This window comes from Flavobacterium sp. PL12, assembly GCF_039123485.1.
GTDB classification, from domain to species: Bacteria; Bacteroidota; Bacteroidia; order Flavobacteriales; family Flavobacteriaceae; genus Flavobacterium; species Flavobacterium weaverense.
The window spans coordinates 1-25,616 of record NZ_JBANDI010000020.1; the positions used below are offsets into that span (position 1 = coordinate 1).

A 25,616-nucleotide genomic window follows, 5' to 3' on the forward strand; every position below is an offset into this window, starting at 1 on the left:
ATTTAGAGGAGTGAGAAACATAGAATTTTTCCTGTTTAGACTAACGAACATATATGCCTAATTTTTGCTACTCCACAGGTTTTCGTTATGATCCCTTACAAATGACAAAAATCCACTATTTTCAATTTTACGCTGTGAAGCACTATTCCGCTTCACTTTAGTGCAAAAAAAAAAGACTATCATTTCTGATAGTCTTTTTATAAAAGCTCCCTCTCTTGGGCTCGAACCAAGGACCCTCTGATTAACAGTCAGATGCTCTAACCAACTGAGCTAAGAAGGAAACTGAGCAGTAAAAAGTAACTTGCGTTACATCTCTAAAGCGGTGCAAAGATAGGCTATCATTTGGTTTGTGCAAATAAAAATCGAACTTTTTTTAATTATTTTTATCTCCCTACAATTGCTTTGTAAATATCATTTCCATTAGCAAATAGTAATAGTGTTATAAGTAAAACAAAACCAACTAATTGCGCATTCTCTAGGAATTTATCACTAGGTTTTTTACCACTAATAATTTCGTATAATAAAAACATAACATGACCACCATCAAGTGCTGGAATAGGTAATAAGTTCATTACACCAAGCATGATTGATAATAATGCAGTAATATTCCAGAACGTTTCCCAACTCCACGTGTTTGGGAAAATATCAAATATTGCTTTAAATCCACCTACTTGTTTGTAAGCACCAGTACTTGGACTGAAAATCATTTTCAATTGTTTCCCGTATCCTATTAATTGATCTTTACCTTTTGTAATTCCAACAGGAATTGCCTCCAGAAAACCAAATTCTTGCTTGCTGATTTTATAGTATCCTAATTTCTCAAGATTACTCAAACTTAATCCACCAACGCCAATTCCTAATTTTCCATCGCTAGTTACAACAACAGGAACTTCAATCTCTTTTAAATCTCTTAAAATAGTAGCAGGAATTATTTTATTCTTATTGTTCTCTAAAATGGCTTTAGCTTGATCAAAATATTTAGCAGGCTGACCGTTTAATTTCAACACAACATCTTTTGGCTGTAACGCGGTATTTTTAGAATCTTCAGAGATTGCTCCCACAACAAATGGCATTCTGATGCTCATTAAGCCTCCCTTTTCGTGCTTTGATAGTTGATCTACAAAATCATTTGGCATCTTAATAGTTTGTTGCATGCCATTTCTTTCGATCAAAACCTCTTTTGCCATAATGACTTTCATAGTGATGTCATTATCAAATTTTGCTATTTTTAAACCGTCAGCAGCAAGTATTTTATCACCTGTTTTGAAACCAACATTAATCATTGCTTTGTTTTCAATCAATAATCCGTCTTTCAAATCATCGTTTGCGATATAAGTTTCGCCATAAGCAAATGCCATACCTATATAGATGATAAATGCTAAAATAAAGTTTACCGTAACTCCACCTAACATAATAATTAAACGTTGATAAGCAGGTTTAGAACGAAATTCCCAAGGTTGTGGCGGCAAAGCCATTTGCTCCTTGTCCATACTTTCGTCGATCATTCCAGAAATTTTTACATATCCACCTAGCGGTAACCAACCAATACCGTATTCAGTATCTCCAATTTTCTTTTTTAGAAGGGAATATTTAACGTCAAAAAATAAGTAAAATTTTTCGACTCTTGTTTTGAATAATTTTGCAGGAATGAAATGTCCTAATTCGTGAAGTATAATAAGTAATGATAAACTCAATAAAAATTGAGAAAGCTTTATAAATATGTCCATTGTTTAATTTTAGTTCTTTTACAACTCACAAAAGTAAGGTTTTCTATTTGTTTAATTTACAAATATTGTTCCATAGGGTTTTAAAACTTTGTTAATTAATTTAAATTCAATCTTTCCTTTAATTGCAGTCGCTTAACTTTACTTTTTACAACTTATTTTTTAGTTATTTCTACTTAAAGCTTACATTATGATATCAAAATTATTTTCGCCTCTTTCGATAAAAAGTATCCAATTTAAAAATAGAATTGCTGTTTCGCCAATGTGCCAATATTCGGCAACAGATGGTTTTGCTAATGACTGGCATCTTGTTCATTTAGGAAGTCGCGCTAGTGGAGGTGCTGGATTAATCATTCAAGAAGCGACTTCTGTTTCGCCCGAAGGAAGAATTTCACCTCAAGATTTAGGACTTTGGAAAGACGAGCAAATTGAAAAATTGAAACAAATTAATCAATTTATAGTAAGTCAAAATTCAATTCCCGGAATACAATTAGCGCATGCTGGCAGGAAAGCGAGTGCAGCGTCACCATGGAACGGTGGTCGAAAGATAGCAATTGAAAATGGAGGCTGGAACACTGTTGCACCAAGTGCTTTGGCGTATCATGAAAATGAAACAGCACCAATAGCATTAGATAAAAGTGGAATACAAAAAGCCATTGCAGATTTTAAATCAGCGACTAAAAGAGCTGTTGAAGCGGGCTACCAAGTTGTCGAAATTCATGGCGCTCACGGATATTTATTACATCAGTTTATGTCGTCTTTGTCTAATCTTCGAACAGATGAATACGGAGGAAGTTTTGAAAATCGAATCCGATTAACGTTAGAAGTAGTAGCCGCAGTTCAATCAGAATGGCTAGAAAACTTACCTTTATTTGTTAGAATATCAGCAACAGATTGGGCAGATGGAGGATGGAATATCGAAGAGTCAATCCAGCTTTCGAAAATATTAAAAGAAAGAGGGGTGGATTTAATTGACGTTTCTTCCGGAGGAGCAGTTTCACATCAACAAATTCCGTTAGGACCTAATTACCAAGTTCCTTTTGCAGAAAGTATAAAAAAAGAAACAGGAATTTTGACTGCGGCCGTTGGTTTAATCACTGATGCCAAACAAGCAGAAGAAATTATCTCGTCAGGAAAAGCAGATTTGGTTTTGTTTGCTAGAGAATCATTAAGAAATCCAAACTTAGGATTGTCATTTGCACATGATTTAGAAGCTGAAATTCAATGGCCAAAACAATACGAAAGAGCAAAAATCTAAAGTAATAGATAGAAAATGAATTTCATAGTTTTACACTACTTAGTACGTTTAAATTTGTGAGATTCATTTTTGGCTTTTACAATTCACTATTTGATTATTACATTATGCAAAAAATTAAAACCGCTCTTCTTTCTTACGGAATGTCAGGAAAAGTATTTCATGCTCCCTTTCTAACTTTCCATCCCGGATTTGAACTCACTGGTTCTTGGGAAAGAAGTAAAAAAGTGATTCATCTTGATTTTCCAGAGGTTAAAAGTTATGAGTCAATAGAGGAATTGTTAGATGATAATGTAGACTTAGTCGTTATAAATACTCCTGTGGCAACGCATTATGAATATACTAAAAAAGTATTACAAGCAGGAAAACATGCAATTGTCGAAAAAGCATTTACGACAACTGTTGCCGAAGCGCAGGAATTATTAGCTTTAGCCAAAGAAAAACGATTAAAACTGGCTGTGTTCCAAAACAGAAGATGGGATAGTGATTTTAAAACAGTTCAAAAAATAATTTTTGATGAACTCTTTGGCGAAATCGTAGAAGTTGAATTTCATTTTGATAGATATAATCCATTATTGAGTCCAAAAGAACACAAGGAAACTATCAATTCTGGATCTGGAATCTTGAAGGATTTAGGTCCACATATTATTGATCAGGCATTATGTTTATTTGGTTTACCACGATCCGTTTTTGCAGATATTCGTATTACACGGAAAAACTCATTAGTTGATGATTACATTGATATCGTACTCTATTATCCTAATTTTCGTGTGCGTTTAAAAGCGGGATTTTTTGTGCGAGAGGCAAATCCAGCTTATGTAATTCATGGTAAAAAAGGTTCTTTCTTAAAACCTAGAGGCGATGTTCAGGAAGACCAATTAAAATTAGGTAAAAAACCGAATTTAACAACTTGGGGAACCGAGTCAATTGAAAAAAGAGGCTTGTTACATACAGAAATTGATGGTAAAATAATTAATGAAATGATTCCAACTCTACAAGGAAATTACTACGACTTTTTTGAAGGTGTCTATGATTCTATAGTAAATGACAGTACAGAACCAGTTACTGCAAAGGATGGCGTTGCTGTGATGCAAATTATTGAAGCCGCAATTCAAAGTAGCGTGCAGCGAAAATTAATTGATTTATAAAATTTAATCGCAAGATTATTACTGTACCTACAGTAAATCAAAGTTTTTCAAAAGCGATTAAAATTATATTAGTTAATCAATAATGATGTATCTGAAGAAAGTTATTCTTTATAATTTGTGAGACATTATCCTCATATAAAAAATGTAATAATATTTTCAGTATTGACTTTTTATAAACAATAACGTTATTGTTTTTTTAGGTCCAATGGTTTTGATTCAATTGCCAATTGCTTGTTGTAATTTTGCACTTTAAAATTTAAAATAAATCGGTTTGATAAATATAAACTTCTTAGGAAGATCAAAAACAAAAGCAAAGTTCAAGAAGCAGTACAAAGACATAAAGATTTCTTATTTAAATAGAATTCGGTGGGCGGTTTCTATGTTTTATTTTGGGATGGGACTGTGCTTTGCAACTTGGGCTAGTAGAATTCCAGATATCAAAACCACTTTGCAACTTAGTGAAGGAGATTTAGGATCAATTTTATTTGCGTTGCCATTAGGACAGTTAGTGATTATGCCATTTTCTGGAAAATTAGTAAGCCGTTTTGGAAGCCATCGAATGTTAGTATTTTCTTTGCTTTTTTATGTTTTTAGCTTAACAAATTTAGGATTGGCTAATAACGCTTGGCAATTATCGGCGGGATTATTTGTTTTTGGGATATTTGGGAATTTATCAAATATTGCAGTAAATACGCAAGGAGTTTACACTGAAGTGCTTTTCAAAAAAACAATAATGTCGTCATTTCATGGCATGTGGAGTTTTGCAGGATTTATGGGTGCTTTAGTAGGGTTAGCAATGCTAGCATTTGATTTGACACCTTATATTCATTTTCTGATCGTTGGAGTAATAGTATTTTTATTGATGGCTTTCAACTTTCAGTTTCTAGTAAAAGCGAAAGAAACCATAAAGATCAAAAAGAAAAAAATGTTCTCAAAACCAGATAGCGGTTTAATTTGGTTGGGAATTATTGGGTTCTGTAGCATGGCAAGTGAAGGTGTAATGTTTGACTGGAGTGGTGTTTATTTTAAAGATGTCATCAAAGCTCCTGGACCTTTAGTGATTTTAGGATATACTTCGTTTATGATTATGATGGCTGGAGGAAGATTTTTAGGTGATGGTTTAATTAGAAAATTTGGTAGAAAAAACGTTTTACAAATTAGTGGAATTATGATTTCTACTGGACTTTTTACAGCAGTTTTCTTTCCGTATATCGTTCCCTCTACACTCGCATTTATGTTAGTAGGACTTGGAGTTTCTACAATCGTACCTACCGTTTATAGCCTTGCCGGTAAAAATCCAAATGTCTCTCCAAGTATTGCTCTAACAACTGTTTCTAGTGTTAGTTTCCTAGGTTTTTTAATGGGACCACCAATAATAGGATACATTGCTGAGGTTTCAAGCCTCCGATTTTCGTTCGGTTTCATTGGCATTTTTGGTGTTCTAATCGCATTTATGGTTTCTAAAATCGAAGCTGTAGAATAACGTTTTATTTGGGAACCGTAAATCACTTTTTCAAAAATATTTTGTTTTACTCTCAATACTTTAGAACATGATATTCTTGATTATTTCATTGCTTATTGACCTGCTAAATCAGCTAAGATGCCATTAACATCGTGGCTTTAGACTCTTTTTTATTTTCGAAAATGAGGTGGAATAACAATTCTAACTTTTTCAGTAAAAATAAATACATTGAAAATCAATAGATTAGAATTTAATTATTACTTTTAACATTATAATTCTGTAACTCACTTTTTCTTGCTGAATTTCAAATACCACTTTTTCAGTAGGATTATATATGATGCTTTTATCAATTTCCAACTTTAATTTTAGTCCAATTATTAATGTTCTCCATCTCGGATAGCATTATGTACGCTTTTAGTTCAACTTATGAGAGTTTTATAAGTTGAACTTTTGGCAGTCCCTATTTAAAATAAAATGTTCTATAATTTGGATTTTTCTGTTGATAAACGTTAATAGCATTTGAGTGTATGAATAAATTTTACTTCACAATTTTCTTTATTATTTATGTATCGGGAGCAATTGCGCAAAATAAAAGTGGTTTTTTCGGAAGAATTATTGAAACTAAATCTCAAAATCCATTGGGTTTTGTTGTAGTCAGTGTTCAAAATACTTCATTAATGCAAATTACTGAAACTGATGGGCAATTTATTTTTGATTCTGTGCCTCCAGGTACTGTATTGCTACTCATCCATAGCCAAGGATTCAAAGATGTACTCCTTCCGCTAGAAATTGTTTCAGACCAAATGCTTGATCTAGGTACAATCAGCTTAGAAGAAGACCAAACATTAGAACAACAAAGCAGTATAATTACACTTGTAGAAAGCGATTTTAGTGATGAAAATAGTAGTTCAGAAAGTACTTCGGGACTTTTACAATCCTCAAGAGATGTTTTTCTACAATCAGCAGCCTTCAACTGGGGACAAGCTCGGTTTAGGGTTCGAGGATTAGACAGCGAATATTCGACGATGATGATTAATGGTGTTGTCATGAATAAAATATATGATGGCAGACCACAATGGGGAGAATGGGGAGGATTGAATGATGCATTGCGCAATCAAGAATTTACGCTGGGAACTACAGCTTCAGATTATAATTTCGGTGGAATTTTAGGAACGCAACAAATCAATACTCGCGCTTCGATTTATAGACCGGGTTCTCGTATTACTTTTTCATGTACAAATACTAACTATAGTTGGCGAACTATGGCTACTTATGCGAGCGGTATGAATCCTTCTGGTTGGGCTTATGTGGTTTCTGCGGGAAAACGCTGGGCACAAGAGGGCTATTTTGAAGGAACGAGCTATGATGCAAATTCTTTTTTTCTAAGTCTTGAAAAAAAATGGAGCGAAAAACATTCATTAAATCTAACAGCAATGTATACTCCAAATTACAGAGCTAAAAATTCTCCAAATACATCTGAAGTCACCGATTTAACGACTATCAAATACAATTCTTATTGGGGTTTTCAAGATGGCAAAAAGCGGAATTCGAGGATAAAATCTATTGAAATGCCTACTATTATGCTCAATCATTATTTTAAAATTAATGATAAAACCAACCTAAATTCTAGTGTAACGTATCAATTTGGTAAAGTAGCTAATAGCAATATTGATTATCAAAATACTATCAGCCCTGATCCATCCTATTATAGAAAAATACCTAGTTTTTATAGTTCGTTATATGCAAAAGATAGCGGAGAATTTTCAGGAGCATTTACGCCAGATTATGAAAATGCAGAGAAAAGCAAAAATTCATTCCTAGCTAATCCTCAAATCGATTGGACTGCTATTTATAAAGCAAATCAAACTCCTTTTCTTGATTCCAATGGCATTATTTCAGGATATGAACCTGCAAAAAGTAAATACGTTCTATATGAGGATCGAGTCGAAGACCAAACTGCTGCAATCAATACTAATTTAACTACTCAACTTTCAGAAAACATATTTTTAAACGCTGGAGCATCATTTAAAAAAATAAAATCTAATTATTCTCAGCATCTTCTAGATTTACTCGGGGGACTATATTTTGAAGATATTGATACCTTCTATAAAGGCTCACAATCTCAATCTGATCTTAATAATGCAAATCGCCAAGTTATAGTAGGCGAAACATATGGATATAATTACAATTATTTTGCTGCTGTTTTAGAGGCTTTTACTCAGTTTAAATTCACTTATAACAAAATTGATTTTTACTTGGCGCAGCAGTTTTCGAATAGAACCTATCAAAGAGAAGGTTTATATAAAAATGGTATTTACGAAAACACATCTTTTGGAAAAAGTGAAAAAGTAACATTTGAAAACTTCGGATTCAAAGCTGAATTTAATTTCAAAATTTCCGGAAAAAAATTGGTTACTTTTAATGCAGCACATTTGACCAAAGCACCTTCTTTACGCAATACTTTTCCCAATTCTAGACTAAATAATTCAATAGTAAATGATCTTGAAAGTGAAAATATTAATAGTGTCGACGTTAGTTATATTTATCGTTCGCCAAAACTAAAAGGCAGATTGACAACATATTATTCACTTATAAAAAACATAACTCAGATTTCATTTTTCTACGCTGAAGGGATTTTTGATGACGGAGCAGGATATTTGAATACGGATGCTTTTGTAAGTCAAACATTAAGCAAACTAAATAAAAAGAATATTGGTGCTGAGTTAAGTCTGGAATATCAATTGACTTCGACAGTAAAAACTACTTTGGCCGCAGCCCTAGGAGAATATACATTTGCAAGTAATCCACAAGTTACATTAGTAAATGACGCCAAAGCTTCCATAGAAAATACAAATCCAGTTTTTGATTTTGGAACAGCTGCTCTTAAAAATTATAAGCAAGCAGGAATGCCACAGCGAGCGTACTCTTTTGGTTTAGAATATAGAGATCCAAAATACTGGTGGATTAGTACTAATGTCAATTATCTCACAAATAGCTACATCGACATCTCAGCAATTTCTAGAACTAAAATATTTTATAAAAATCCAGCTTCCGGTTTTAACTTTCCCGAGGCAACAGAGGAACGAGCTGCAGAGTTGCTAAAGCAAGAAAAATTTGATCCGTTAATGCTTTTAAATCTTGTAGGTGGAAAATCTTGGCGAATACATGGAACGAATTTTGGCATTTTCGCAAGTGTCAATAATGTACTCGATGTTACTTATAAAACTGGTGGTTATGAACAGGCTCGAAATGCTAATTTTAGAGAAATGAACCAAGACGTTTCTAGTGGCACGCCATCCTTCGGTAATAAATATTTCTACGGATACGGAAGAACCTATTTTGTGAATTTATATATTAATTTATAGTCTCTAGAACATGAAAAAATCTACTTATAATTCTTATTTCTTTTTTTTATCATTGCTACTATTAAGCGCTTGCACGAGCGATAATTTATCTGCACCACAATTAGTTTGCACGCAAACGGATTTGATTCCTAATATCAAAGTGAGTGAAGTTCGTGCAAACGCAAACGCTATCGTGGCTCAATATAAATACGATGACGTCATTGAAGCTTATGTTATATCAAGTGATGAAGCCGGAAATTTTTTTAAAACTATATCTTTTCAAACCTTAGCTACAGCCGCAACTCCAGCAGTAGGTTTTAGCGTTCCAGTTGACGCTACTAATTTATATATAGATTATAGAGTTGGCAACAAAGTATATCTAAAGTTGAAAAACCAATTTACAGATGTTTCATTTGGAGGAATGCGTATTGGAAGCATTTTTGTTAATGGCTATAATGATGGTGGAGTGGGAAGACTTTCTCAAAATGATTACAAAGCAGTTCTTAACGCCTCATGCAAAAACGTTAATGAGGATGAGCTTGTAAAAGCCGTTACAATGACTGAGCTGCTCAATGATTCATACTTAAACACTTTAGTAGAGCTTTCAGATGTTCAATTTTCAATCGCCGCAAAGGGCCGCCATTATTTTGAAGAAACAAATAATGTAGGTGGCGCGACTAATTGGGCACTAATGGATAAGCTTGGAAACCAAATCTATTTTAGAACTAGTAGTTTTGCTAAATTTTCTACTAGTTTAGTTCCTACTGGTAGCGGTAAAGTAAGAGGTGTGCTTACAAAATATGGAACTGATTATCAATTGCTCGCAAGGTCCGAAAAAGATGTCGTTATGGAAGGGGTGAGAGCAACTCCATTCTTTATTCAAGATTTTGAAACTGCAGTTGATAAATCAAATTTGATTCTTGCTGGTTGGACAAACATTGCACAAAATGGATCGCTCTTATGGAAAGGAGGGGTTTCGGCAGGTAATGGTTATGCCGAGTTTAGTATTTCAGGTACTAAAGTAGTTACAAATGTTGCTTGGTTAATTTCACCAAAAATAGATATGGACATCTATAAGAACGAAGTCCTTAGTTTTAGAGCTGCTCAACATCATTTAGATATTGATTCACCGCTTAACGCGCTTGAAGTTTTAGTTTCAACTAATTTTGATGGATTGAACGTAACCAAAGCGAATTGGATTCCGCTGAAAGCAAATTTACCAAATCAAACCACACCATGGCGTCAATTTATAGGAAGTGGCGCAGTAGATTTATCTTCGTACAAAGGGAAAATTAATATAGCTTTCAAGTATATTGGATCTGGTAAGAATCTAGCCTTGGATGGTGCTTTCCTAGTAGATGATGTGCAGATTTTTGGCGATAATTAATTTCACTATCTTTGCGGCAAAATAAAATAATAAATACCATGAAATACACTTTAATAGTACTTGTATCTTTTCTATTTGTTTCTTGCTTTCCAGATTTGAAATCTGATGTAGAAACGCAACCAGTTGATTACACAATCCAAAATGAAAAAGAAATCACTGATTATATTGCTAAAAATAATTTGATTGCCCAAAAAAGCGAAACTGGTTTATATTACATAATTAATGAAGAAGGAACTGGGAAACAGCCTAATTCAAATTCAGATGTAAAAGTTGCTTATAAAGGATATTTTACTAATGGTAAAAGTTTTGATAAAAGTGAAGCAGCAGGAATTACTTTTAATCTACAACAAGTAATAAAAGGATGGACAGAAGGAATTCAATATTTCAAAGAAGGCGGAAGCGGTGTACTATTAGTACCTTCTAGTTTAGGTTACGGTAACGGAGGTCGACCAGGAATACCTGGAGGCGCTGTACTTATTTTTGATATTAAATTAATTACTGTAAAATAAATTATAACATTGATTGATTAAAGAAATCTAAAGAGATTGTCCAATAGGGCAGTCTCTTTTTTTTATACTTAAAAAGCTGTTTTTAAAATAATAATATTATTAAAAGCTTGTGATTTTTTTATAAACTCATTACAACATAAGTTCCTTACAAATCATTAAATTTGTAGCTTATTCAAAGACATGTTAGAAAAAGAAGTAATAAATTTCGAAAAAACGGCTATAGTTGGTATTGTAACGCAAAATCAAAGTGAAGAGAAACTTAACGAGTATCTTGATGAATTAGAGTTTTTGACCTTTACTGCTGGAGGCCAAGTAGTAAAACGCTTTTCGCAAAAAATGGAACGTCCTAATCCAAAGACTTTTGTTGGAACAGGAAAAATTGAAGAGATTCATCAATTTGTTAGAGAAAATGATATTTCAACATTAGTATTTGATGATGAATTGTCTCCTTCACAGCAAAAAAATATATCTAAAATAATTGAGGAATGTAAAATCCTTGATCGAACGCACCTTATTCTTGATATTTTTGCACAACGTGCTGAGACTTCATACGCAAGAACGCAAGTAGAATTAGCGCAATGTCAATATTTACTACCAAGACTTTCCGGAATGTGGACGCACCTTGAGCGCCAAAAAGGAGGAATTGGAATGCGTGGACCTGGTGAAACGGAGATTGAAACTGACAGACGTATTGTACGCGACCGTATCGCATTATTGAAAGAAAAAATAAAAACTATTGATAAGCAACAAGGCGTGCAACGCGGAAATCGTGGTGCAATGGTTAGAGTAGCATTAGTGGGTTATACTAATGTTGGGAAATCAACGTTGATGAACGCAGTAGGTAAAAGTGATGTTTTTGTGGAGAACAAACTTTTTGCAACTTTAGATACTACTGTTCGTAAAGTAGTTATTAAAAACCTACCTTTTTTACTTTCTGATACTGTTGGTTTTATTCGAAAATTGCCAACACAATTGGTAGATTCTTTTAAAAGCACATTAGATGAGGTTCGTGAAGCTGATCTTTTATTACACGTAGTTGATATTTCTCACCCTGAATTTGAAGATCATATTGCATCGGTAAATCAGACTTTATTAGATATCAAAGCTAATGATAAGCCTGTTATTATGGTTTTCAATAAAATTGATGCATACAAACATTTGACTATTGACGAGGATGATTTGATGACAGAGAAAACGAATAAACATTTTACACTTGAAGATTGGAAATCAACTTGGATGAGTAGAGTAGGAGAGCAAAATGCTTTATTTATTTCAGCTACTCAAAAAGAAAATTTTGAAGAATTCAGAGAACGTGTTTACGAAGCTGTGAGACAGATTCACATTACTCGTTTTCCATACAATAAGTTTCTTTATCCAGATTATAAGGATGCTGTTGAAAAAGAAGATAGAGAGGAAAGTGACGACGAATAGTTATATCTCTGTTTAATAAAATACTTAATCCCTTTTGATTTTTCAAAGGGATTTTTTTATATTGTTCTAATCGTAAACTAAGTTAGTAATTTAATAAAATTGCTTTATTTTAGCTATAAAAAATTTCGGTACTGTTTAGAAATAATATTAATTTAATATAGAAAGTGTCGAGCATTTTAATGTATTATAAAACAGATTACATTACCATTTGGTTTCATTAATTCTTTAAATCGTTTTCTATTCTTATGAAAAAACAAATCATTATATTTTTGTTCTTCTCAACAATTATTTTTGGACAAGAGTACAAGTTTAATAAAATAGTTAAAAGCAAGTTCGGTACTGATTACGCTTACGCTAATAATAGTGAAGAAGCTAATCTTTTTAATTCTAATGATTATTCTTATTTTATGCAGATGTATTCGGAAAAAGATTCTCTGAAATCTAGAATATGGGATATTAGAACCAATAAAATTCATTATTTTTTTGTAAAGCAATCTGACTCCACAAAGTTTTACTATATAAACACATATAATTATGAAAAGCCAGTTGAAAATTATTCTTTTAAGTTTTCTGAAAACAAGAATTCTAAAAATAAAAATGAGATTCTGCTAATGCTGTTTAATAAAAATAAAAGAATTGCGAGATATACCTTAGCAGTCGAAGAAAGTAGCGTAAATTTATTTCCAGTTTTTGGCCTAACAGCGATGGAACCTTTTCATTTATTGCAAATTAGATCGCCATCAAACTTGAAGGTAATAAGTGCAAAAGGAAATAATATAAGCGGAAATAACGTAAAATACACCCTTAATTCAATACAAGAAATAGATTTATTACTAAAAATAGAAAAAGAGTTATTTTTGGAATAGAAAAATGTTTCCCGATTTTAACTCACAAATATTTCTACCAATGGATTCATAGGATATATAACGGAAAATATTTTAGATCTTTTTGTAGAAAATATCTTTAAAAAGTGCCTAAAATTTTAAATTTATCCTATTTTGCAGCCAAATTAAAAACATGAAAAACCCACCTTTTATTACAGACGACACAGTCGTTTTTGGATTATTAATGCTTCTTTTAGCATTTGTGTTTTACACTTCTGCAATAAAATTTGGATTTTGGAAAAAATTCTACGTGGTTTTTCCTTCTTTGTTGATGTGTTATTTACTTCCTTCGATATTCAGCTCGTTAAATATCATTGCACCAGAATGGAATGAAGTGGGTGAAAGCGGTGAATTAATTGCAAAAAAGTCTTCGATATATTTTATTGCTAGTCGGTATTTACTTCCAGCCGCTTTAGTTTTAATGACATTGAGCATTGATTTGAAAGCGATGTTTAAATTAGGGCCAAAAGCATTGATTATGTTCTTTACAGGAACCGTAGGTGTAATTATTGGAGCTCCAATAGCTGTTTTAATCATGTCTATTTTCTCTCCAGAAACAGTTGGTGGTGCCGGTTTTGATGCAGTTTGGCGTGGTCTTTCGACCATTGCTGGAAGTTGGATTGGTGGTGGAGCAAATCAAGCTGCTATGCTGGAAGTATTCAAATTCAATCAGGAAAAATACGGTGCCATGGTCTTAGTCGATATTGTGGTGGCTAATATTTGGATGGCTTTTCTACTATTTGGTATTGGCAAAAAAGAAAAAATAGACAAGTGGCTAAAAGCGGATAATAGTTCTATTGACGAGCTGAAAGAAAAAGTTACTGCTTATGCTAACAACGTAACTAGAAATCCGAGCTTGACGGACTTAATGATTATTTTAGGTATTGCTTTTACAGCAGTTGGACTTTCACATTGGGGGAGTAACTCGATTTCCGACTTTCTAAAGGCAAGTTTTGAAATTGTAAATGACCCAACGAGTTTTGCATCTACTTTTGGAGATCGATTCTTTTGGATGGTTACAATAGCAACCGTGTTAGGAATTCTATTCTCTTTCACAAAACTAAAAGAGTATGAAGGCGCTGGAGCGAGTAAATTAGGAAGTGTATTTATTTATATTTTAGTCGCTTCCATTGGAATGAAAATGGATTTAGGATCTGTGATGAGCAATCCAGGATTATTAATTGTAGGATTAATTTGGATGTCAATACACGTTTTGCTTCTCGTTATCGTTGCAAAGATAATTAAAGCTCCATTTTTCTTTCTCGCTGTTGGAAGTAAAGCCAATATAGGTGGAGCAGCTTCTGCGCCAATTGTGGCTTCTGCTTTTCATCCGTCGTTAGCAAGTGTAGGAGTTCTTCTGGCAGTTTTTGGATATGTAATCGGAACGTATGGTGCGTTGCTAGCTGCATTTTTGATGGAAATCGCAGCTCCGAAATAGTTTTTAAATCATTAAAAAAGAATAGTTTTGAGAATAAATGGCTCCAAATATATTTTTTGCCTTGTTTTTATTTTAAAAAGTCCTTAAATTGATAACTTAAATAGTATCAAAAAAAAGACTAATTTAATCTAGTATGCCAATTTTTTAGTTAGTTCAGTTTTACTTTCACTTAGTAATATTAATAAATGAAGTTTAAATTTTTTGGTCACACAGTTGATGTCGATACGGAAAACATACCGTTATGGTTAAAGCTACTAAATGGAGTAAATTTACTTCCCATATTAGCATGGCCGATTGTTTTTTTATTTTCAATTTTTCTTTTTGATAATCCCAAAATTATAGAAGCTTTAGGAATGTTTTTTCTTATTCTAAGCTATCCTTTGTTATTATTGGGTTCTCTGAAGCTCAGTTTTAAACTTTATAAAAAATCAAATGTTGTATTGTCAATCTTAATTCCTTTAGGTATGACAACATTATTGATATCCATGTATTATTATACCACTTCATCTTTGAATATACTGTAAAAGGTTATTGATTTTTTGTCCGGTTGAGCACCGTCGAAACCTTTCTTACAAGTCATATATAATCTCCAATACGCTCGATTTGACAAGAAACACAACAGTAAATTTAAAACACAATTGGTATTATACCTTCTATTCATTTTAATCTAGAAACCGTAATTAACTCCTAAGCCAAAAACTTCTCTTGTTTGAAATGCTTTAATAGAGTTATCGTCATAAATAGTTTGTAACGCTAAATTTGCAGATAGGTATTTGTTTATTTTCATAATTACATTCATTTGGTAATCAATATCAACATTTTGAGGATTGTCTAAATAATCAGAATACAAATTCAATCTGTTTTCAATGGATACGTTGGTCATGAGATTAAGTTTGTAATATCCAGAAATGCTTGCACCAAATTCAAATCGAGAGGAATCACCTTGTAGTACACCAAAAGAAGATCCTAATTGAGTAAAGTGCGGATGAACAACAATTAATTTTGCAGCGGCAGGAGAAAAATTAACACTTAAATTATCATTTTTTTTCCATAAAAATCCAGGTCCAAGTTGAAAATAAGCAGGAGAAAAGAAATGTGAAATTTTAACAGAATTCTTGTCTAAACCAGTATCCATTTGAGTTTTAAAATTAAAGTACATAGAATAGTACCATTGCCCATTTAATTTTTTACCCCAAAGAGAATTTAGTTCTAGACGATCATCAGTTTTGGCAGTTTTAGCATCGCCTTTTATTTTACTCAAACCGTAAGCGAGGATAAATTTGTTGTCCCAAACCACATCGCCATTTTTATAATTGAAGTCATAATTGATTCCAAGATTACCAGCAATATTAGAAGTTCCGCCGCCTAACCATTGCTTGTTATAAGAAGATTGGTTAAAAAGCAAAGAAAAATTTCCTTTTTTAGTCCAAAGTTTCGTCGTGTCTATTGCAGTCTCTTGTGCATTAGCAGCAAAAATGCTCATAAGAAAAACTAAAGTGATTGCTATATTTTTCATAAAATGCTATTTAAAAGTTTTGCCAAAAATAAATAATTTTTGCTAAATTTTAATTTTATAAATAAATGATTGAAAAATAGAATGTACATTACCCTTTTGAACTTGCTTTAAATAACGGAACTGCTGAACATGCCTCTCCGTACATAATACTTCTCGCAAAAGGCTGTAAGTAATGCGCAGCTAAAACGTAGGCGCGCATTGGCACAGGTTTTCTTGAGCAACCTTTTATAATCATTGGCTTGTTTGAATATACTGAGTAATCAATTTTAGCAAGTAACTCTTCATATATTGAAGCTTCTAAATCTTCAATTGTTCCATCAATAATTTTTTTCGCAAATGGTGCTAATTGAATAGCAACTAAAATGGATGCCCAAGCAGGAACAATTGCATCTGTACTGCAATTTATAGCAACAAATTGATCTTGATATTGTGACCAATCATGATTTTTAAGTTGCTCTCTAAAATCTTTTTCCTTCAATAAAAATCCTTCTATGAGCCATTGGGAAATATCGATTTGCGCACGAATTCCTTTCGGATAATAATCCTCTAGATCGAAAACTTCCAAAACACTATTAGCTACCTTATTTATTATTTCGTCCATATTAAAGTCTTAAAGTCTTAAAGTCTTAAAGTCGAAGGTCAAAAGTCATAAAGTAGCTCTATATAGACTTTATGACTTTTGACTTTATGACTAATTATAGCATACCTAATTCTAACTTAGCTTCTTCGCTCATTAAATCTTTACTCCAAGGTGGATCAAATGTAATTTCTACTTCAGCGTCTTTTACATTTTCGATTGATCTTACTTTTTCTTCCACTTCTCTAGGTAGACTTTCTGCTACTGGACAGTTTGGAGAAGTAAGAGTCATTAGAATTTTCACTTCATAATCCGTATTTACCATTACGTCATAGATCAATCCCAGTTCATAAATATCTACAGGAATCTCAGGATCGTAAATTGTTTTTAACATTTTTACGATTGATTCGCCTAATTCAGTTGTGTCTATTTCTTGCTCCATTATTGTTTTTATTTTATTATTTTGAAAACCTTTAAAAATATAGCCTCATTTTTAGACTACGTTTTTTATTAACTATTATTTAAACCATGTAAGAGATGTAAGAACATATAAGTTTAATATTTTAAATCAGATAGTTAATTTTCTTTTATGTATTTGAGTCATTGTATGAGTTTTTTTTAATCGTCATCTAGAACATTATATCTATAATTTACATAAGTTTTTTGACCATGTTCATAAATATTAGTAACGTTAAAATTAATCATTAAACCGATTGGAGATTCTAAAAGATTCATATACGACATTAATTTAGCGACATGAATAGGTATCACTTTATCTGCGGCTTTTAATTCCACTACTAAAATGTCTTCAATGAATAAATCACATCTTAAATCGGATTCTAAAGATATTCCTTTGTATTCTATTGGAATAACTAATTCTGATTTAAAATTCAGACCTCTTAATGTCAATTCGTGTATCAAACATTTGTGATAAATACTTTCCAGTAAACTAGGTCCCATTTGTTTATGAACTTCTATTGCTGCGCCAATTACCTTATAAATTAAGTCTTTTACTTCTTTCTTTGTAGTCATAAGGAGAAATATTTATAATACCAAATTATAATTTTTAAACTATTAACAAAGTATCACATCGATCTCAATTACTCTCAATTTTAAACAAATAAGTTGGATTTTCTTAAATAATCTTTAATATCGTATATGGTTAAAAAAAATCTTTATAGCTATTTTAATTTTGAGCATTAAACGCTAAAGCATACATTTTAATGTTCTTTATCATTGAAACTAATCCGTTGGCACGAGTTGGTGACAAGTGTTCTTTTAAACCGATTTCATCGATAAAATCCATATCAGCTTCAAGAATATCTTTTGCACTTTGATTAGAGAACGTACGAATTAATATCGCTATAATTCCCTTAGTTAAAATGGCATCACTATCTGCGGTGAAAACAATCATGTCGTTAGTCTGCTCACCTTGTAACCAGACTTTCGATTGACATCCTTTAATTAGGTTATTTTCTGTTTTGTAATCTTCCTTAATTAAAGGAAGTTTTTTACCAAGTTCAATGATATATTCATAACGCTCCATCCAATCGTCAAACATCGAAAATTCATCAACGATCTCTTCTTGTATTTCTTTTATTTTCATAGTAAGCTGAATTTGTTTCAGTTTTATTCTTTTTTAACAAATGAGTTTATTTTATCGACTAGCTTTTTTATTTCTTTTGGTGGAAAACCATGATCAAAACTATTTGATTCGTAATCTTTATCTTTATGTCTAATTTTTAAATTGGCAATAGCCGCACCGTCATAAAATCTTTTTTCGGTTGGAGCTTTTAAATCTTTTAGAGTTTCTAATTTTATCTTTTTAAAGTAAGTAACCAATTCATTCCAATTAGCTTCATCAATTTTGGTAACAACCGCGTTATCTTCAGAATTTCTGTCTTTAGAAACAGTAAGTATCTGATTTTTGACAGTTAATTTCTGATAAAATCCTCTTGTATTTGCAGTGTATTCAATAACTACAGCTTCCATATCTTGGGCTTTTGCACTATCACAACTTTTACCCATAAAAAGAGTAAGAAATAATAAAGTTAGGATTTTCATAATTTTATTTTTTTAAGACAGCATCATTTTTGCCCTTTTTACAGCATCAACCATGGCATCAATTTCTTCTTTAGTATTATAGAAAGCAAATGAGGCTCTAATGGTACCGGGAATATTAAAGAAATTCATAATAGGTTGCGCACAATGATGTCCGGTGCGTACTGCAATACCTAATTTGTCAATTATCGTACCAATGTCGTAAGGATGAATTCCTTCAATATTGAATGAAATTACAGAAGTTTTTTCTTTAGCGGTGCCATAAATTTTTAAACCTTCAATTTCTAGCAAGCGTTTTGTTCCGTATTCTAGTAATTCTAATTCTTGCTGTTGAATGTTTTCAAAACCAACTTCATTCATATAATCAATAGCCGTTCCTAGAACAATTCCTCCAGCGATATTAGGAGTTCCCGCTTCAAATTTATGAGGTAATTCGGCGTAAGTTGTTTTCTCGAAACTTACATCTTTGATCATTTCTCCACCACCTTGATAAGGAGGTAATTTATTCAACCAGTCTTCTTTACCATACAAAATTCCAGTACCTGTTGGTCCACAAATTTTATGTCCCGAAAAAACATAGAAATCGCAATCTAATTCTTGAACATCTGGTTTTAAATGCGGAACTGCCTGCGCTCCATCAATTAAAACAGCTGCGCCAAATTTATGCGCTTCGTCAATCATATATTTTATAGGATTGACAGTTCCTAAAGCATTCGAAATATGGTTGACAGTAACAATTTTGGTTTTGTCCGAAAGTAATTTATCGTACTCCGCCATGATCAATTCCCCATTTTCATTCATAGGAATTACACGCAGGATAGCTCCTGTTTTTTCACATAGCATTTGCCAAGGCACAATATTACTATGGTGTTCTAATGCCGAAACTAAAATTTCATCACCCGCTTTTAATAATGAAGCAAATCCATTAGTAACTAAATTAATACCGTGAGTGGTCCCCGAAGTAAAAAGTACTTCATGAGAAAATTTAGCATTGATGTGATTTTGAATCTTGCCGCGTGAAATCTCATAGGCATCTGTGGCTAATTGACTCAAAGTATGAACGCCACGATGAATATTTGCGTTAATCTCCTGATAGTACTTTGATATGGCATCTATAACAACTTGTGGCTTTTGTGATGTCGCTCCGTTATCGAAATAAACCAATGGTTTTCCGTTTACTTTCTGAGAAAGAATTGGAAAATCTGCTCTAATTTTATTTATATCTAGCATAATTATTTAGAAAAGTTCTAAATACAAAAGTAATGAAAAACGAAATTGTATTGGGTATGAATTGCGTAATTTTTATGATTCTTTGTTATGCATTCATAGAAATTTCTTATTGAATCTAAGAACTATTATTTTATTAAATTGCAATAAATTAATTCTTTAGCAAAATGAAAAAATTCTTTAAGTTTGTTGGTCTTGCCTTAATTATTGCACTTTTCTATGTAGGATTTACTACTTATCCTAAACTAGATTTAATTTCTGGCTTTTCAGCCAAAAGTATTGCCTCGGGACATTTTATAGATGATAGATCACAGGAAATGATTGAGAAAGGCGATAATGATATTAAACTAATTGATTTAGCTACTAACACAATTGACGATGCTGGAAAATTTGCAATAGCTTCCGTTTACGGATTAAAGGAACGAAAGGCAATTTATCGTGAAGGTTTAGGAGCTACTTTAATAACAGAAGATTTTGACGTTAATAAGCCTTATGAAGTTCCAAAAAGAACTAAATTAAATAACAATTTACCATTTCCTTATGGGAATTTAGAACCCAAAGACACTCTTTTCAGTAATGTGGATTACACTAAGTTGAATGCGGCTGTTGCCAATTCTTTTGATAAAAAGGGCGAAATCAATAAAAGATCGCGATCTGTTTTAGTAATCTATAAAGACAAAGTAATTGCGGAGAGATACGATACAGGTTTTAATAAAGAAAGCAAAATTTTGGGTTGGTCCATGACAAAAAGTATTACGGCTACGATGTTTGGAATTCTTCAAAAACAAGGAAAATATGATATTTATAAATCAGCTCCTATAACTGAATGGCAGAATGATGAACGTAAAACAATTACAACTAATGATTTATTACACATGAATTCCGGATTAGAATGGGAGGAAAATTATAGCACTATTTGTGACGCTACCAATATGCTATTTCAAGAGAAGGACATGTCACGATCGCAATTAGTAAAACCTGCTGCTTTCAAACCAAACACAAATTGGAATTACTCATCAGGAACTACGAATTTATTATCTGGAATTTTGAGAAGCCAATTCAGAACGCAACAAGAATATCTTGATTTTTGGTATACAGACTTAATTGATAGAATTGGGATGAACTCGATGGTTATTGAAACGGATATGAAAGGGAATTTCGTGGGTTCGTCTTACGGTTGGGCCACAACAAGAGATTGGGCGAAGTTTGGCTTGTTGTACTTGCACAAAGGAAACTGGAATGGCGATCAAATATTTGATGAGAGTTGGGCAAAATATGTTGCTACTCCAACTAATGGATCAAAAGGAGATTATGGAGGTCACTTTTGGCTCAATGCTGGTGGAAGATATCCTGATGCACCAAGAGATTTGTATTCTTGCAACGGTTTTCAAGGACAAAAAGTATTTATTATTCCGTCGCTCGATTTAGTAATCGTCAGAATGGGTTTAACTGAAGATGCTAAGTTTGATGTAAACGGAATGTTGAAAGGAATAATAGGGAGTTTGAATCTAAACACAAATAGCAAAAAGTAAAAAAAAATAAGGTTACAAAGTTCAATTATAAACTTTGTAACCTTATTGTAATCATAGTGAACTTTCTAATTAAAACTACAAATCAAATCCCATTTTAACGCCTAATTTGGTAGCAATAATTTTGGTAATTCTTTGTTTTAATTCGGGTATTTTGATGTTTTCGATAACTACATTTGAGAACGCGTACATTAATAATGCTTTAGCTTCTTTTTGAGGAATTCCACGTTGCTGCATGTAAAACAATGCAGTTTCATCTAATTGTCCTACTGTACAACCGTGAGAACATTTCACATCATCTGCAAAAATCTCTAATTGTGGTTTTGCATTTATAGTTGCTTTATCGCTCAACAATATATTGTTACTTTTCTGGAAAGCATTTGTTTTTTGAGCTTCTTTTTCAACAAACACTTTTCCGTTGAAAACTCCTGTTGAACGGTCTGAATAAATACCTTTATAATCTTGGAAACTTTCACAATTGGGAGTTGCATGGTTTACTAAAGTATAATGGTCAACGTGTTGCTTTCCACCAATAATTGTAATTCCATTCAACGTACTTGTCAATCTTTCACCAAAGTGATAAAAATTTAAATTATTACGCGTTAGGTTCCCTCCAAAAGAGAAAGTATGTACATATACATGACTTTCTTGTTGTTGAGAAACGAAAGTATTGTCAATTAGATTCGCTTCAAGCGTATCATTCTGAATTTTATAATAATCGACGATGGCACGTTTTTCAGCAAAAATTTCAGTAACAGAATTTGTTAGTACTGGATTTTCATTCAAACTTTGGTGACGTTCAATAATCTGAACATGTGAGTTTTCGCCAACGATTACTAAATTCCTTGGTTGAACCAAAAGTGCAGCTTCATTTCCTGTAGAGAAATACATGATTTCAATCGGTTTTGGTGCCACTTTACCTTTCGGAATATTGATGTAAGCTCCTTCATTGGCGAAAGCCGTATTTAAAGAAGTTAAACTATCATCTTTATTTGCGATTTGGTTAAAATATTTATCAATAACCATTTTGTATTTTGGCTTGTTTAATGCCGAAGCCATCAAACAAACATCAATTCCTTCATGAGTTGTTGAAGATAAATGAGAGCTGAAAACACCATCAACAAAAACCACTTTATACGTATCTACTTCATTTAAAAAGTACTTACTAACTTGGCTGAATTCAATTGAGTTTTCATGCTTTGGAAAAACTGTAAAGTCATTTTTTAAGATGGCATTTAGTGAAGTGTATTTCCAAGATTCTTCTTTTTTGGATGGGAATCCTTTATTTTCAAAGTTTTTTATGGCAGCAGTTCGCACATCATGAAGTTCAGAGTGAACATCCACACGCTCTTCAAAAGCCATAAAAGACGATAGTAATTTTTCTTTTAATTCCATTTTTTATTATGCTTCTTGTTCTTGTTTGATCCAATCGTATCCTTTTTCTTCTAATTCTAGCGCTAAACTAGCATCACCAGATTTTACAATTTTTCCGTCCATAAGAACGTGAACAAAATCAGGAACGATATAATCTAATAAGCGCTGGTAGTGCGTAATCACAACTACTGCGTTTTTATCGCTTTTCAATTTATTTACACCATTTGCAACAATACGTAAAGCGTCAATGTCAAGTCCTGAATCAGTTTCATCAAGAATAGCCAATTTTGGTTCTAACATTGCCATCTGGAAAATTTCGTTACGTTTTTTCTCTCCACCAGAGAAACCTTCGTTAAGAGAGCGAGATAAAAACTTTCTGTCTATTTCTAATAACTCTGATTTTTCACGAATCACTTTTAGCATTTGATTAGCCGGCATTTCTTCCAGACCTTGTGCTTTACGAGTTTCGTTAATAGCTGTTCTGATAAAGTTTGTAACAGAAACTCCTGGAATTTCTACAGGATATTGGAACGAAAGAAAAACACCTTTATGTGCTCTTTCTTCCGGTGCTAAATCAGCTAGATCTTCTCCATCTAATGAAATTTCTCCACTCGTTACTTCGTAGTTTTCGTTTCCTGCAACTATTGAAGCCAATGTACTTTTACCAGCACCATTTGGTCCCATTATTGCATGAACCTCTCCTGCCTTTACTTCAAGATTAATCCCTTTTAATATTTCTTTATCGCCAATTGTGGCATGTAAATTTTTTATTGATAACATGTTGTCTTTATTTATTGGTAATGACCTTTTACTGAAAGGATATTTAATATTTCTATTGTGTTTTCGTCTATAATCTCATAAACTAATCTATGTTCTTTATCAATTCTTCGAGACCATACTCCAGATAAATTATGTTTCAACTGTTCTGGTTTTCCAATGCCTTCATAAGGGCTTCTTTGAATGTCTCGTAGTAATTCAGATATTTTCTTTAGAATTTTCTTCTTCCCAGATTTATTCCAAAGTAATATGTCATTTTGCGCTTTTTTAAAAAAAACTATTTCCATAGTTTGTCTATTTCTTCCAATGACATTTTTATTCCTTTTCCTTGCTTTAATTCTTCTCTAGCTTCTAAAATTTCTTTTACAAACTCAGGATTGTATGGCTTGTCAATTTTTTCAATAATTTCAAATCCAAGTGATTTTGCCAATGATTTTAACACTGGAAAATCTTTCTTCTTCACATTTTTTAAAACAATATCCATAGCTATATAAATTTAAATAAATTTTTTAACCTACTGAACCTTCTAGACTAATCTCAAGTAATTTTTGAGCTTCTACAGCAAATTCCATTGGCAGCTTGTTCAAAACATCTTTACTAAAACCATTTACGATTAAAGCAATTGCTTTCTCCGTTGGAATTCCACGTTGGTTACAATAAAAAACTTGGTCTTCACCAATTTTTGAAGTTGTAGCCTCATGCTCAATTTTAGCACTTGGATTTTTTGTTTCGATGTAAGGGAAAGTATGCGCACCACAATTGTTACCCATAAGTAACGAGTCACATTGTGAAAAGTTTCTAGCGTTATCCGCATTTGGTCCAATTTTCACTAAACCACGATAACTATTTTGTGATTTTCCAGCAGAAATACCTTTAGAAATAATAGTCGATTTAGTATTTTTACCTAAATGGATCATTTTTGTTCCAGTATCAGCTTGTTGATAATTATTAGTAACCGCAATTGAATAAAATTCTCCTACTGAATTATCTCCTTTTAAAATTACTGACGGGTATTTCCAAGTTACTGCAGAACCCGTTTCAACTTGTGTCCAAGAAATTTTTGCGTTTTTCTCACAAATTCCTCTTTTAGTAACAAAGTTGAAAACACCACCTACACCTTCTTTGTTTCCAGGGAACCAGTTTTGAACGGTAGAATATTTTATTTCTGCGCCTTCCATTGCGATCAATTCGACAACAGCGGCGTGTAATTGATTTTCATCACGACTTGGAGCAGTACAACCTTCAAGGTAACTTACGTAACTTCCTTCGTCAGCGATTAATAATGTTCTTTCGAATTGTCCTGTTCCTGCTTGATTAATTCTAAAATAAGTCGAAAGTTCCATTGGACATCGAACGCCTTTTGGAATATAACAGAAAGATCCATCAGAGAAAACAGCTGAATTCAGCGCCGCGTAGAAATTGTCTTTTTGAGGGACAACAGTTCCTAAGTGCTTGCGAACTAATTCTGGATGTTCCTTGATAGCTTCAGAAATACTCATAAAGATAATTCCTTTTTCACCTAATGTTTTCTTGAATGTAGTTGCTACCGAAACCGAGTCAACAACAATATCCATTGCTACATTATTCATCATTTTTTGCTCATCAACCGAGATTCCTAGCTTTTTATACATTTCTAAAAGTTCCGGATCAACATCATCTAATGTTTTATTAGGATCAATTGTTTTTGGAGCTGAATAATAAGAAATAGCTTGAAAGTCAGGTTTTTTATAATGCACATTTGCCCATTCAGGCTCAATCATTAATTGCCAAGCACGAAAAGCTTCAAGACGCCAATCCGTCATCCATTGTGGTTCTTCTTTGCGAAGAGAAATTGCACGTACAATATCTTCGTTTAAACCTATGGGAAACGTATCAGATTCTAAGTCTGTGTAAAATCCGTACTCATATTCTTTAGTTTCGAGTTCGATTTTTAAATCGTCTTCGGTATATTTTGACATATTTTTTAGTTTAAT

23 protein-coding genes and 1 tRNA gene are annotated in these 25,616 nt (G+C 32.6%); 10 read left to right on the plus strand and 14 right to left on the minus strand.

Going from position 1 to position 25,616, the window contains the following annotated elements; genetic code table 11:
• Positions 1-206 precede the first annotated feature (206 nt).
• Positions 207-280: transfer RNA gene (locus RCH19_RS10135), tRNA-Asn, on the minus strand.
• Between the two features lie 103 nt (positions 281-383).
• The gene (gene rseP / locus RCH19_RS10140; protein WP_343023121.1) at positions 384-1,727 is read right to left on the minus strand and encodes an RIP metalloprotease RseP; all 1,344 of its coding nucleotides are present in this window, start codon (positions 1,725-1,727) and stop codon (positions 384-386) included.
• A gap of 187 nt (positions 1,728-1,914) precedes the next feature.
• On the opposite strand from rseP, the gene RCH19_RS10145 reads away from it, so the two are divergent.
• From RCH19_RS10145 to RCH19_RS10185, 9 genes are all read left to right on the plus strand, one after another.
• Positions 1,915-2,982: an NADH:flavin oxidoreductase/NADH oxidase gene (locus RCH19_RS10145; protein ID WP_343023122.1), complete on the plus strand. Its 1,068-nt coding sequence runs from the start codon at positions 1,915-1,917 to the stop codon at positions 2,980-2,982.
• A 104-nt stretch (positions 2,983-3,086) separates the two neighbouring features.
• Positions 3,087-4,127 (plus strand): Gfo/Idh/MocA family oxidoreductase, encoded by a 1,041-nt coding sequence (locus tag RCH19_RS10150; RefSeq protein WP_343023123.1) that lies wholly within the window; start codon positions 3,087-3,089, stop codon positions 4,125-4,127.
• A 271-nt stretch (positions 4,128-4,398) separates the two neighbouring features.
• Positions 4,399-5,610: an MFS transporter gene (locus RCH19_RS10155; protein WP_121924782.1), complete on the plus strand. Its 1,212-nt coding sequence runs from the start codon at positions 4,399-4,401 to the stop codon at positions 5,608-5,610.
• 506 nt (positions 5,611-6,116) lie between these two features.
• Positions 6,117-8,954 (plus strand): carboxypeptidase-like regulatory domain-containing protein, encoded by a 2,838-nt coding sequence (locus RCH19_RS10160; RefSeq protein ID WP_343023124.1) that lies wholly within the window; start codon positions 6,117-6,119, stop codon positions 8,952-8,954.
• A 10-nt stretch (positions 8,955-8,964) separates the two neighbouring features.
• Complete coding sequence (locus RCH19_RS10165) at positions 8,965-10,320, plus strand: DUF5689 domain-containing protein (RefSeq protein WP_343023125.1); 1,356 nt, start codon at positions 8,965-8,967, stop codon at positions 10,318-10,320.
• A 38-nt stretch (positions 10,321-10,358) separates the two neighbouring features.
• Positions 10,359-10,829: an FKBP-type peptidyl-prolyl cis-trans isomerase gene (locus tag RCH19_RS10170; protein ID WP_343023126.1), complete on the plus strand. Its 471-nt coding sequence runs from the start codon at positions 10,359-10,361 to the stop codon at positions 10,827-10,829.
• A 180-nt stretch (positions 10,830-11,009) separates the two neighbouring features.
• Complete coding sequence (hflX, locus tag RCH19_RS10175; protein WP_343023127.1) at positions 11,010-12,260, plus strand: GTPase HflX; 1,251 nt, start codon at positions 11,010-11,012, stop codon at positions 12,258-12,260.
• A 245-nt stretch (positions 12,261-12,505) separates the two neighbouring features.
• Positions 12,506-13,126 carry a hypothetical protein gene (locus tag RCH19_RS10180; RefSeq protein ID WP_343023128.1) on the plus strand — a complete coding sequence of 207 codons (621 nt, stop codon included), beginning with the start codon at positions 12,506-12,508 and terminating at the stop codon, positions 13,124-13,126.
• A 151-nt stretch (positions 13,127-13,277) separates the two neighbouring features.
• Positions 13,278-14,582 carry a DUF819 family protein gene (locus RCH19_RS10185; RefSeq protein WP_343023129.1) on the plus strand — a complete coding sequence of 435 codons (1,305 nt, stop codon included), beginning with the start codon at positions 13,278-13,280 and terminating at the stop codon, positions 14,580-14,582.
• A gap of 667 nt (positions 14,583-15,249) precedes the next feature.
• Here RCH19_RS10185 and RCH19_RS10190 read toward each other — a convergent pair.
• From RCH19_RS10190 to RCH19_RS10220, 7 genes are all read right to left on the minus strand, one after another.
• Positions 15,250-16,098 (minus strand): DUF3078 domain-containing protein, encoded by an 849-nt coding sequence (locus RCH19_RS10190; RefSeq protein ID WP_343023130.1) that lies wholly within the window; start codon positions 16,096-16,098, stop codon positions 15,250-15,252.
• Between the two features lie 88 nt (positions 16,099-16,186).
• A complete protein-coding gene (locus RCH19_RS10195) occupies positions 16,187-16,699 on the minus strand; it encodes a DUF2480 family protein (protein ID WP_343023131.1) in 513 nt (170 codons plus the stop codon).
• A gap of 94 nt (positions 16,700-16,793) precedes the next feature.
• Positions 16,794-17,117, minus strand: coding sequence for an SUF system Fe-S cluster assembly protein (locus RCH19_RS10200; protein ID WP_121924790.1), 324 nt, complete (start codon positions 17,115-17,117; stop codon positions 16,794-16,796).
• Between the two features lie 176 nt (positions 17,118-17,293).
• Positions 17,294-17,707 (minus strand): GxxExxY protein, encoded by a 414-nt coding sequence (locus tag RCH19_RS10205; RefSeq protein ID WP_343023132.1) that lies wholly within the window; start codon positions 17,705-17,707, stop codon positions 17,294-17,296.
• A 154-nt stretch (positions 17,708-17,861) separates the two neighbouring features.
• Positions 17,862-18,281, minus strand: coding sequence for a SufE family protein (locus RCH19_RS10210; RefSeq protein WP_343023133.1), 420 nt, complete (start codon positions 18,279-18,281; stop codon positions 17,862-17,864).
• Between the two features lie 23 nt (positions 18,282-18,304).
• Positions 18,305-18,739, minus strand: coding sequence for a hypothetical protein (locus RCH19_RS10215; protein ID WP_343023134.1), 435 nt, complete (start codon positions 18,737-18,739; stop codon positions 18,305-18,307).
• A 12-nt stretch (positions 18,740-18,751) separates the two neighbouring features.
• Positions 18,752-19,966, minus strand: coding sequence for a cysteine desulfurase (locus tag RCH19_RS10220; protein ID WP_343023135.1), 1,215 nt, complete (start codon positions 19,964-19,966; stop codon positions 18,752-18,754).
• 164 nt (positions 19,967-20,130) lie between these two features.
• On the opposite strand from RCH19_RS10220, the gene RCH19_RS10225 reads away from it, so the two are divergent.
• Complete coding sequence (locus RCH19_RS10225; RefSeq protein WP_343023136.1) at positions 20,131-21,495, plus strand: serine hydrolase; 1,365 nt, start codon at positions 20,131-20,133, stop codon at positions 21,493-21,495.
• Between the two features lie 75 nt (positions 21,496-21,570).
• Here RCH19_RS10225 and sufD read toward each other — a convergent pair whose 3' ends face one another.
• The 5 genes from sufD to sufB are packed head-to-tail and all read right to left on the minus strand — an operon-like array spanning position 21,571 to position 25,601.
• On the minus strand, positions 21,571-22,887 hold the full coding sequence (sufD, locus tag RCH19_RS10230) for a Fe-S cluster assembly protein SufD (protein WP_343023137.1): 1,317 nt from the start codon (positions 22,885-22,887) through the stop codon (positions 21,571-21,573).
• Between the two features lie 6 nt (positions 22,888-22,893).
• Positions 22,894-23,646, minus strand: coding sequence for a Fe-S cluster assembly ATPase SufC (gene sufC, locus RCH19_RS10235; protein ID WP_343023138.1), 753 nt, complete (start codon positions 23,644-23,646; stop codon positions 22,894-22,896).
• An 11-nt stretch (positions 23,647-23,657) separates the two neighbouring features.
• Positions 23,658-23,930, minus strand: coding sequence for a Txe/YoeB family addiction module toxin (locus RCH19_RS10240; protein ID WP_343023139.1), 273 nt, complete (start codon positions 23,928-23,930; stop codon positions 23,658-23,660).
• The gene (locus RCH19_RS10245; protein ID WP_121924799.1) at positions 23,921-24,127 is read right to left on the minus strand and encodes a DUF2683 family protein; all 207 of its coding nucleotides are present in this window, start codon (positions 24,125-24,127) and stop codon (positions 23,921-23,923) included. Before RCH19_RS10245 ends, RCH19_RS10240 begins: the two co-directional genes overlap by 10 nt.
• Before the next feature lie 25 nt (positions 24,128-24,152).
• On the minus strand, positions 24,153-25,601 hold the full coding sequence (gene sufB, locus RCH19_RS10250; RefSeq protein WP_121924800.1) for a Fe-S cluster assembly protein SufB: 1,449 nt from the start codon (positions 25,599-25,601) through the stop codon (positions 24,153-24,155).
• Positions 25,602-25,616 lie beyond the last annotated feature (15 nt).

Excerpts from the sequence above, each read along its gene's own strand:
- rseP (WP_343023121.1), bottom strand. The coding sequence starts at position 1,727 with ATGGACATATTTATAAAGCTTTCTCAATTTTTATTGAGTTTATCATTA.
- RCH19_RS10145 (WP_343023122.1), top strand. The coding sequence starts at position 1,915 with ATGATATCAAAATTATTTTCGCCTCTTTCGATAAAAAGTATCCAATTT.
- RCH19_RS10150 (WP_343023123.1), top strand. The coding sequence starts at position 3,087 with ATGCAAAAAATTAAAACCGCTCTTCTTTCTTACGGAATGTCAGGAAAA.
- RCH19_RS10160 (WP_343023124.1), top strand. The coding sequence starts at position 6,117 with ATGAATAAATTTTACTTCACAATTTTCTTTATTATTTATGTATCGGGA.
- RCH19_RS10165 (WP_343023125.1), top strand. The coding sequence starts at position 8,965 with ATGAAAAAATCTACTTATAATTCTTATTTCTTTTTTTTATCATTGCTA.
- RCH19_RS10170 (WP_343023126.1), top strand. The coding sequence starts at position 10,359 with ATGAAATACACTTTAATAGTACTTGTATCTTTTCTATTTGTTTCTTGC.
- hflX (WP_343023127.1), top strand. The coding sequence starts at position 11,010 with ATGTTAGAAAAAGAAGTAATAAATTTCGAAAAAACGGCTATAGTTGGT.
- RCH19_RS10180 (WP_343023128.1), top strand. The coding sequence starts at position 12,506 with ATGAAAAAACAAATCATTATATTTTTGTTCTTCTCAACAATTATTTTT.
- RCH19_RS10185 (WP_343023129.1), top strand. The coding sequence starts at position 13,278 with ATGAAAAACCCACCTTTTATTACAGACGACACAGTCGTTTTTGGATTA.
- RCH19_RS10190 (WP_343023130.1), bottom strand. The coding sequence starts at position 16,098 with ATGAAAAATATAGCAATCACTTTAGTTTTTCTTATGAGCATTTTTGCT.
- RCH19_RS10195 (WP_343023131.1), bottom strand. The coding sequence starts at position 16,699 with ATGGACGAAATAATAAATAAGGTAGCTAATAGTGTTTTGGAAGTTTTC.
- RCH19_RS10200 (WP_121924790.1), bottom strand. The coding sequence starts at position 17,117 with ATGGAGCAAGAAATAGACACAACTGAATTAGGCGAATCAATCGTAAAA.
- RCH19_RS10205 (WP_343023132.1), bottom strand. The coding sequence starts at position 17,707 with ATGACTACAAAGAAAGAAGTAAAAGACTTAATTTATAAGGTAATTGGC.
- RCH19_RS10210 (WP_343023133.1), bottom strand. The coding sequence starts at position 18,281 with ATGAAAATAAAAGAAATACAAGAAGAGATCGTTGATGAATTTTCGATG.
- RCH19_RS10215 (WP_343023134.1), bottom strand. The coding sequence starts at position 18,739 with ATGAAAATCCTAACTTTATTATTTCTTACTCTTTTTATGGGTAAAAGT.
- RCH19_RS10220 (WP_343023135.1), bottom strand. The coding sequence starts at position 19,966 with ATGCTAGATATAAATAAAATTAGAGCAGATTTTCCAATTCTTTCTCAG.
- RCH19_RS10225 (WP_343023136.1), top strand. The coding sequence starts at position 20,131 with ATGAAAAAATTCTTTAAGTTTGTTGGTCTTGCCTTAATTATTGCACTT.
- sufD (WP_343023137.1), bottom strand. The coding sequence starts at position 22,887 with ATGGAATTAAAAGAAAAATTACTATCGTCTTTTATGGCTTTTGAAGAG.
- sufC (WP_343023138.1), bottom strand. The coding sequence starts at position 23,646 with ATGTTATCAATAAAAAATTTACATGCCACAATTGGCGATAAAGAAATA.
- RCH19_RS10240 (WP_343023139.1), bottom strand. The coding sequence starts at position 23,930 with ATGGAAATAGTTTTTTTTAAAAAAGCGCAAAATGACATATTACTTTGG.
- RCH19_RS10245 (WP_121924799.1), bottom strand. The coding sequence starts at position 24,127 with ATGGATATTGTTTTAAAAAATGTGAAGAAGAAAGATTTTCCAGTGTTA.
- sufB (WP_121924800.1), bottom strand. The coding sequence starts at position 25,601 with ATGTCAAAATATACCGAAGACGATTTAAAAATCGAACTCGAAACTAAA.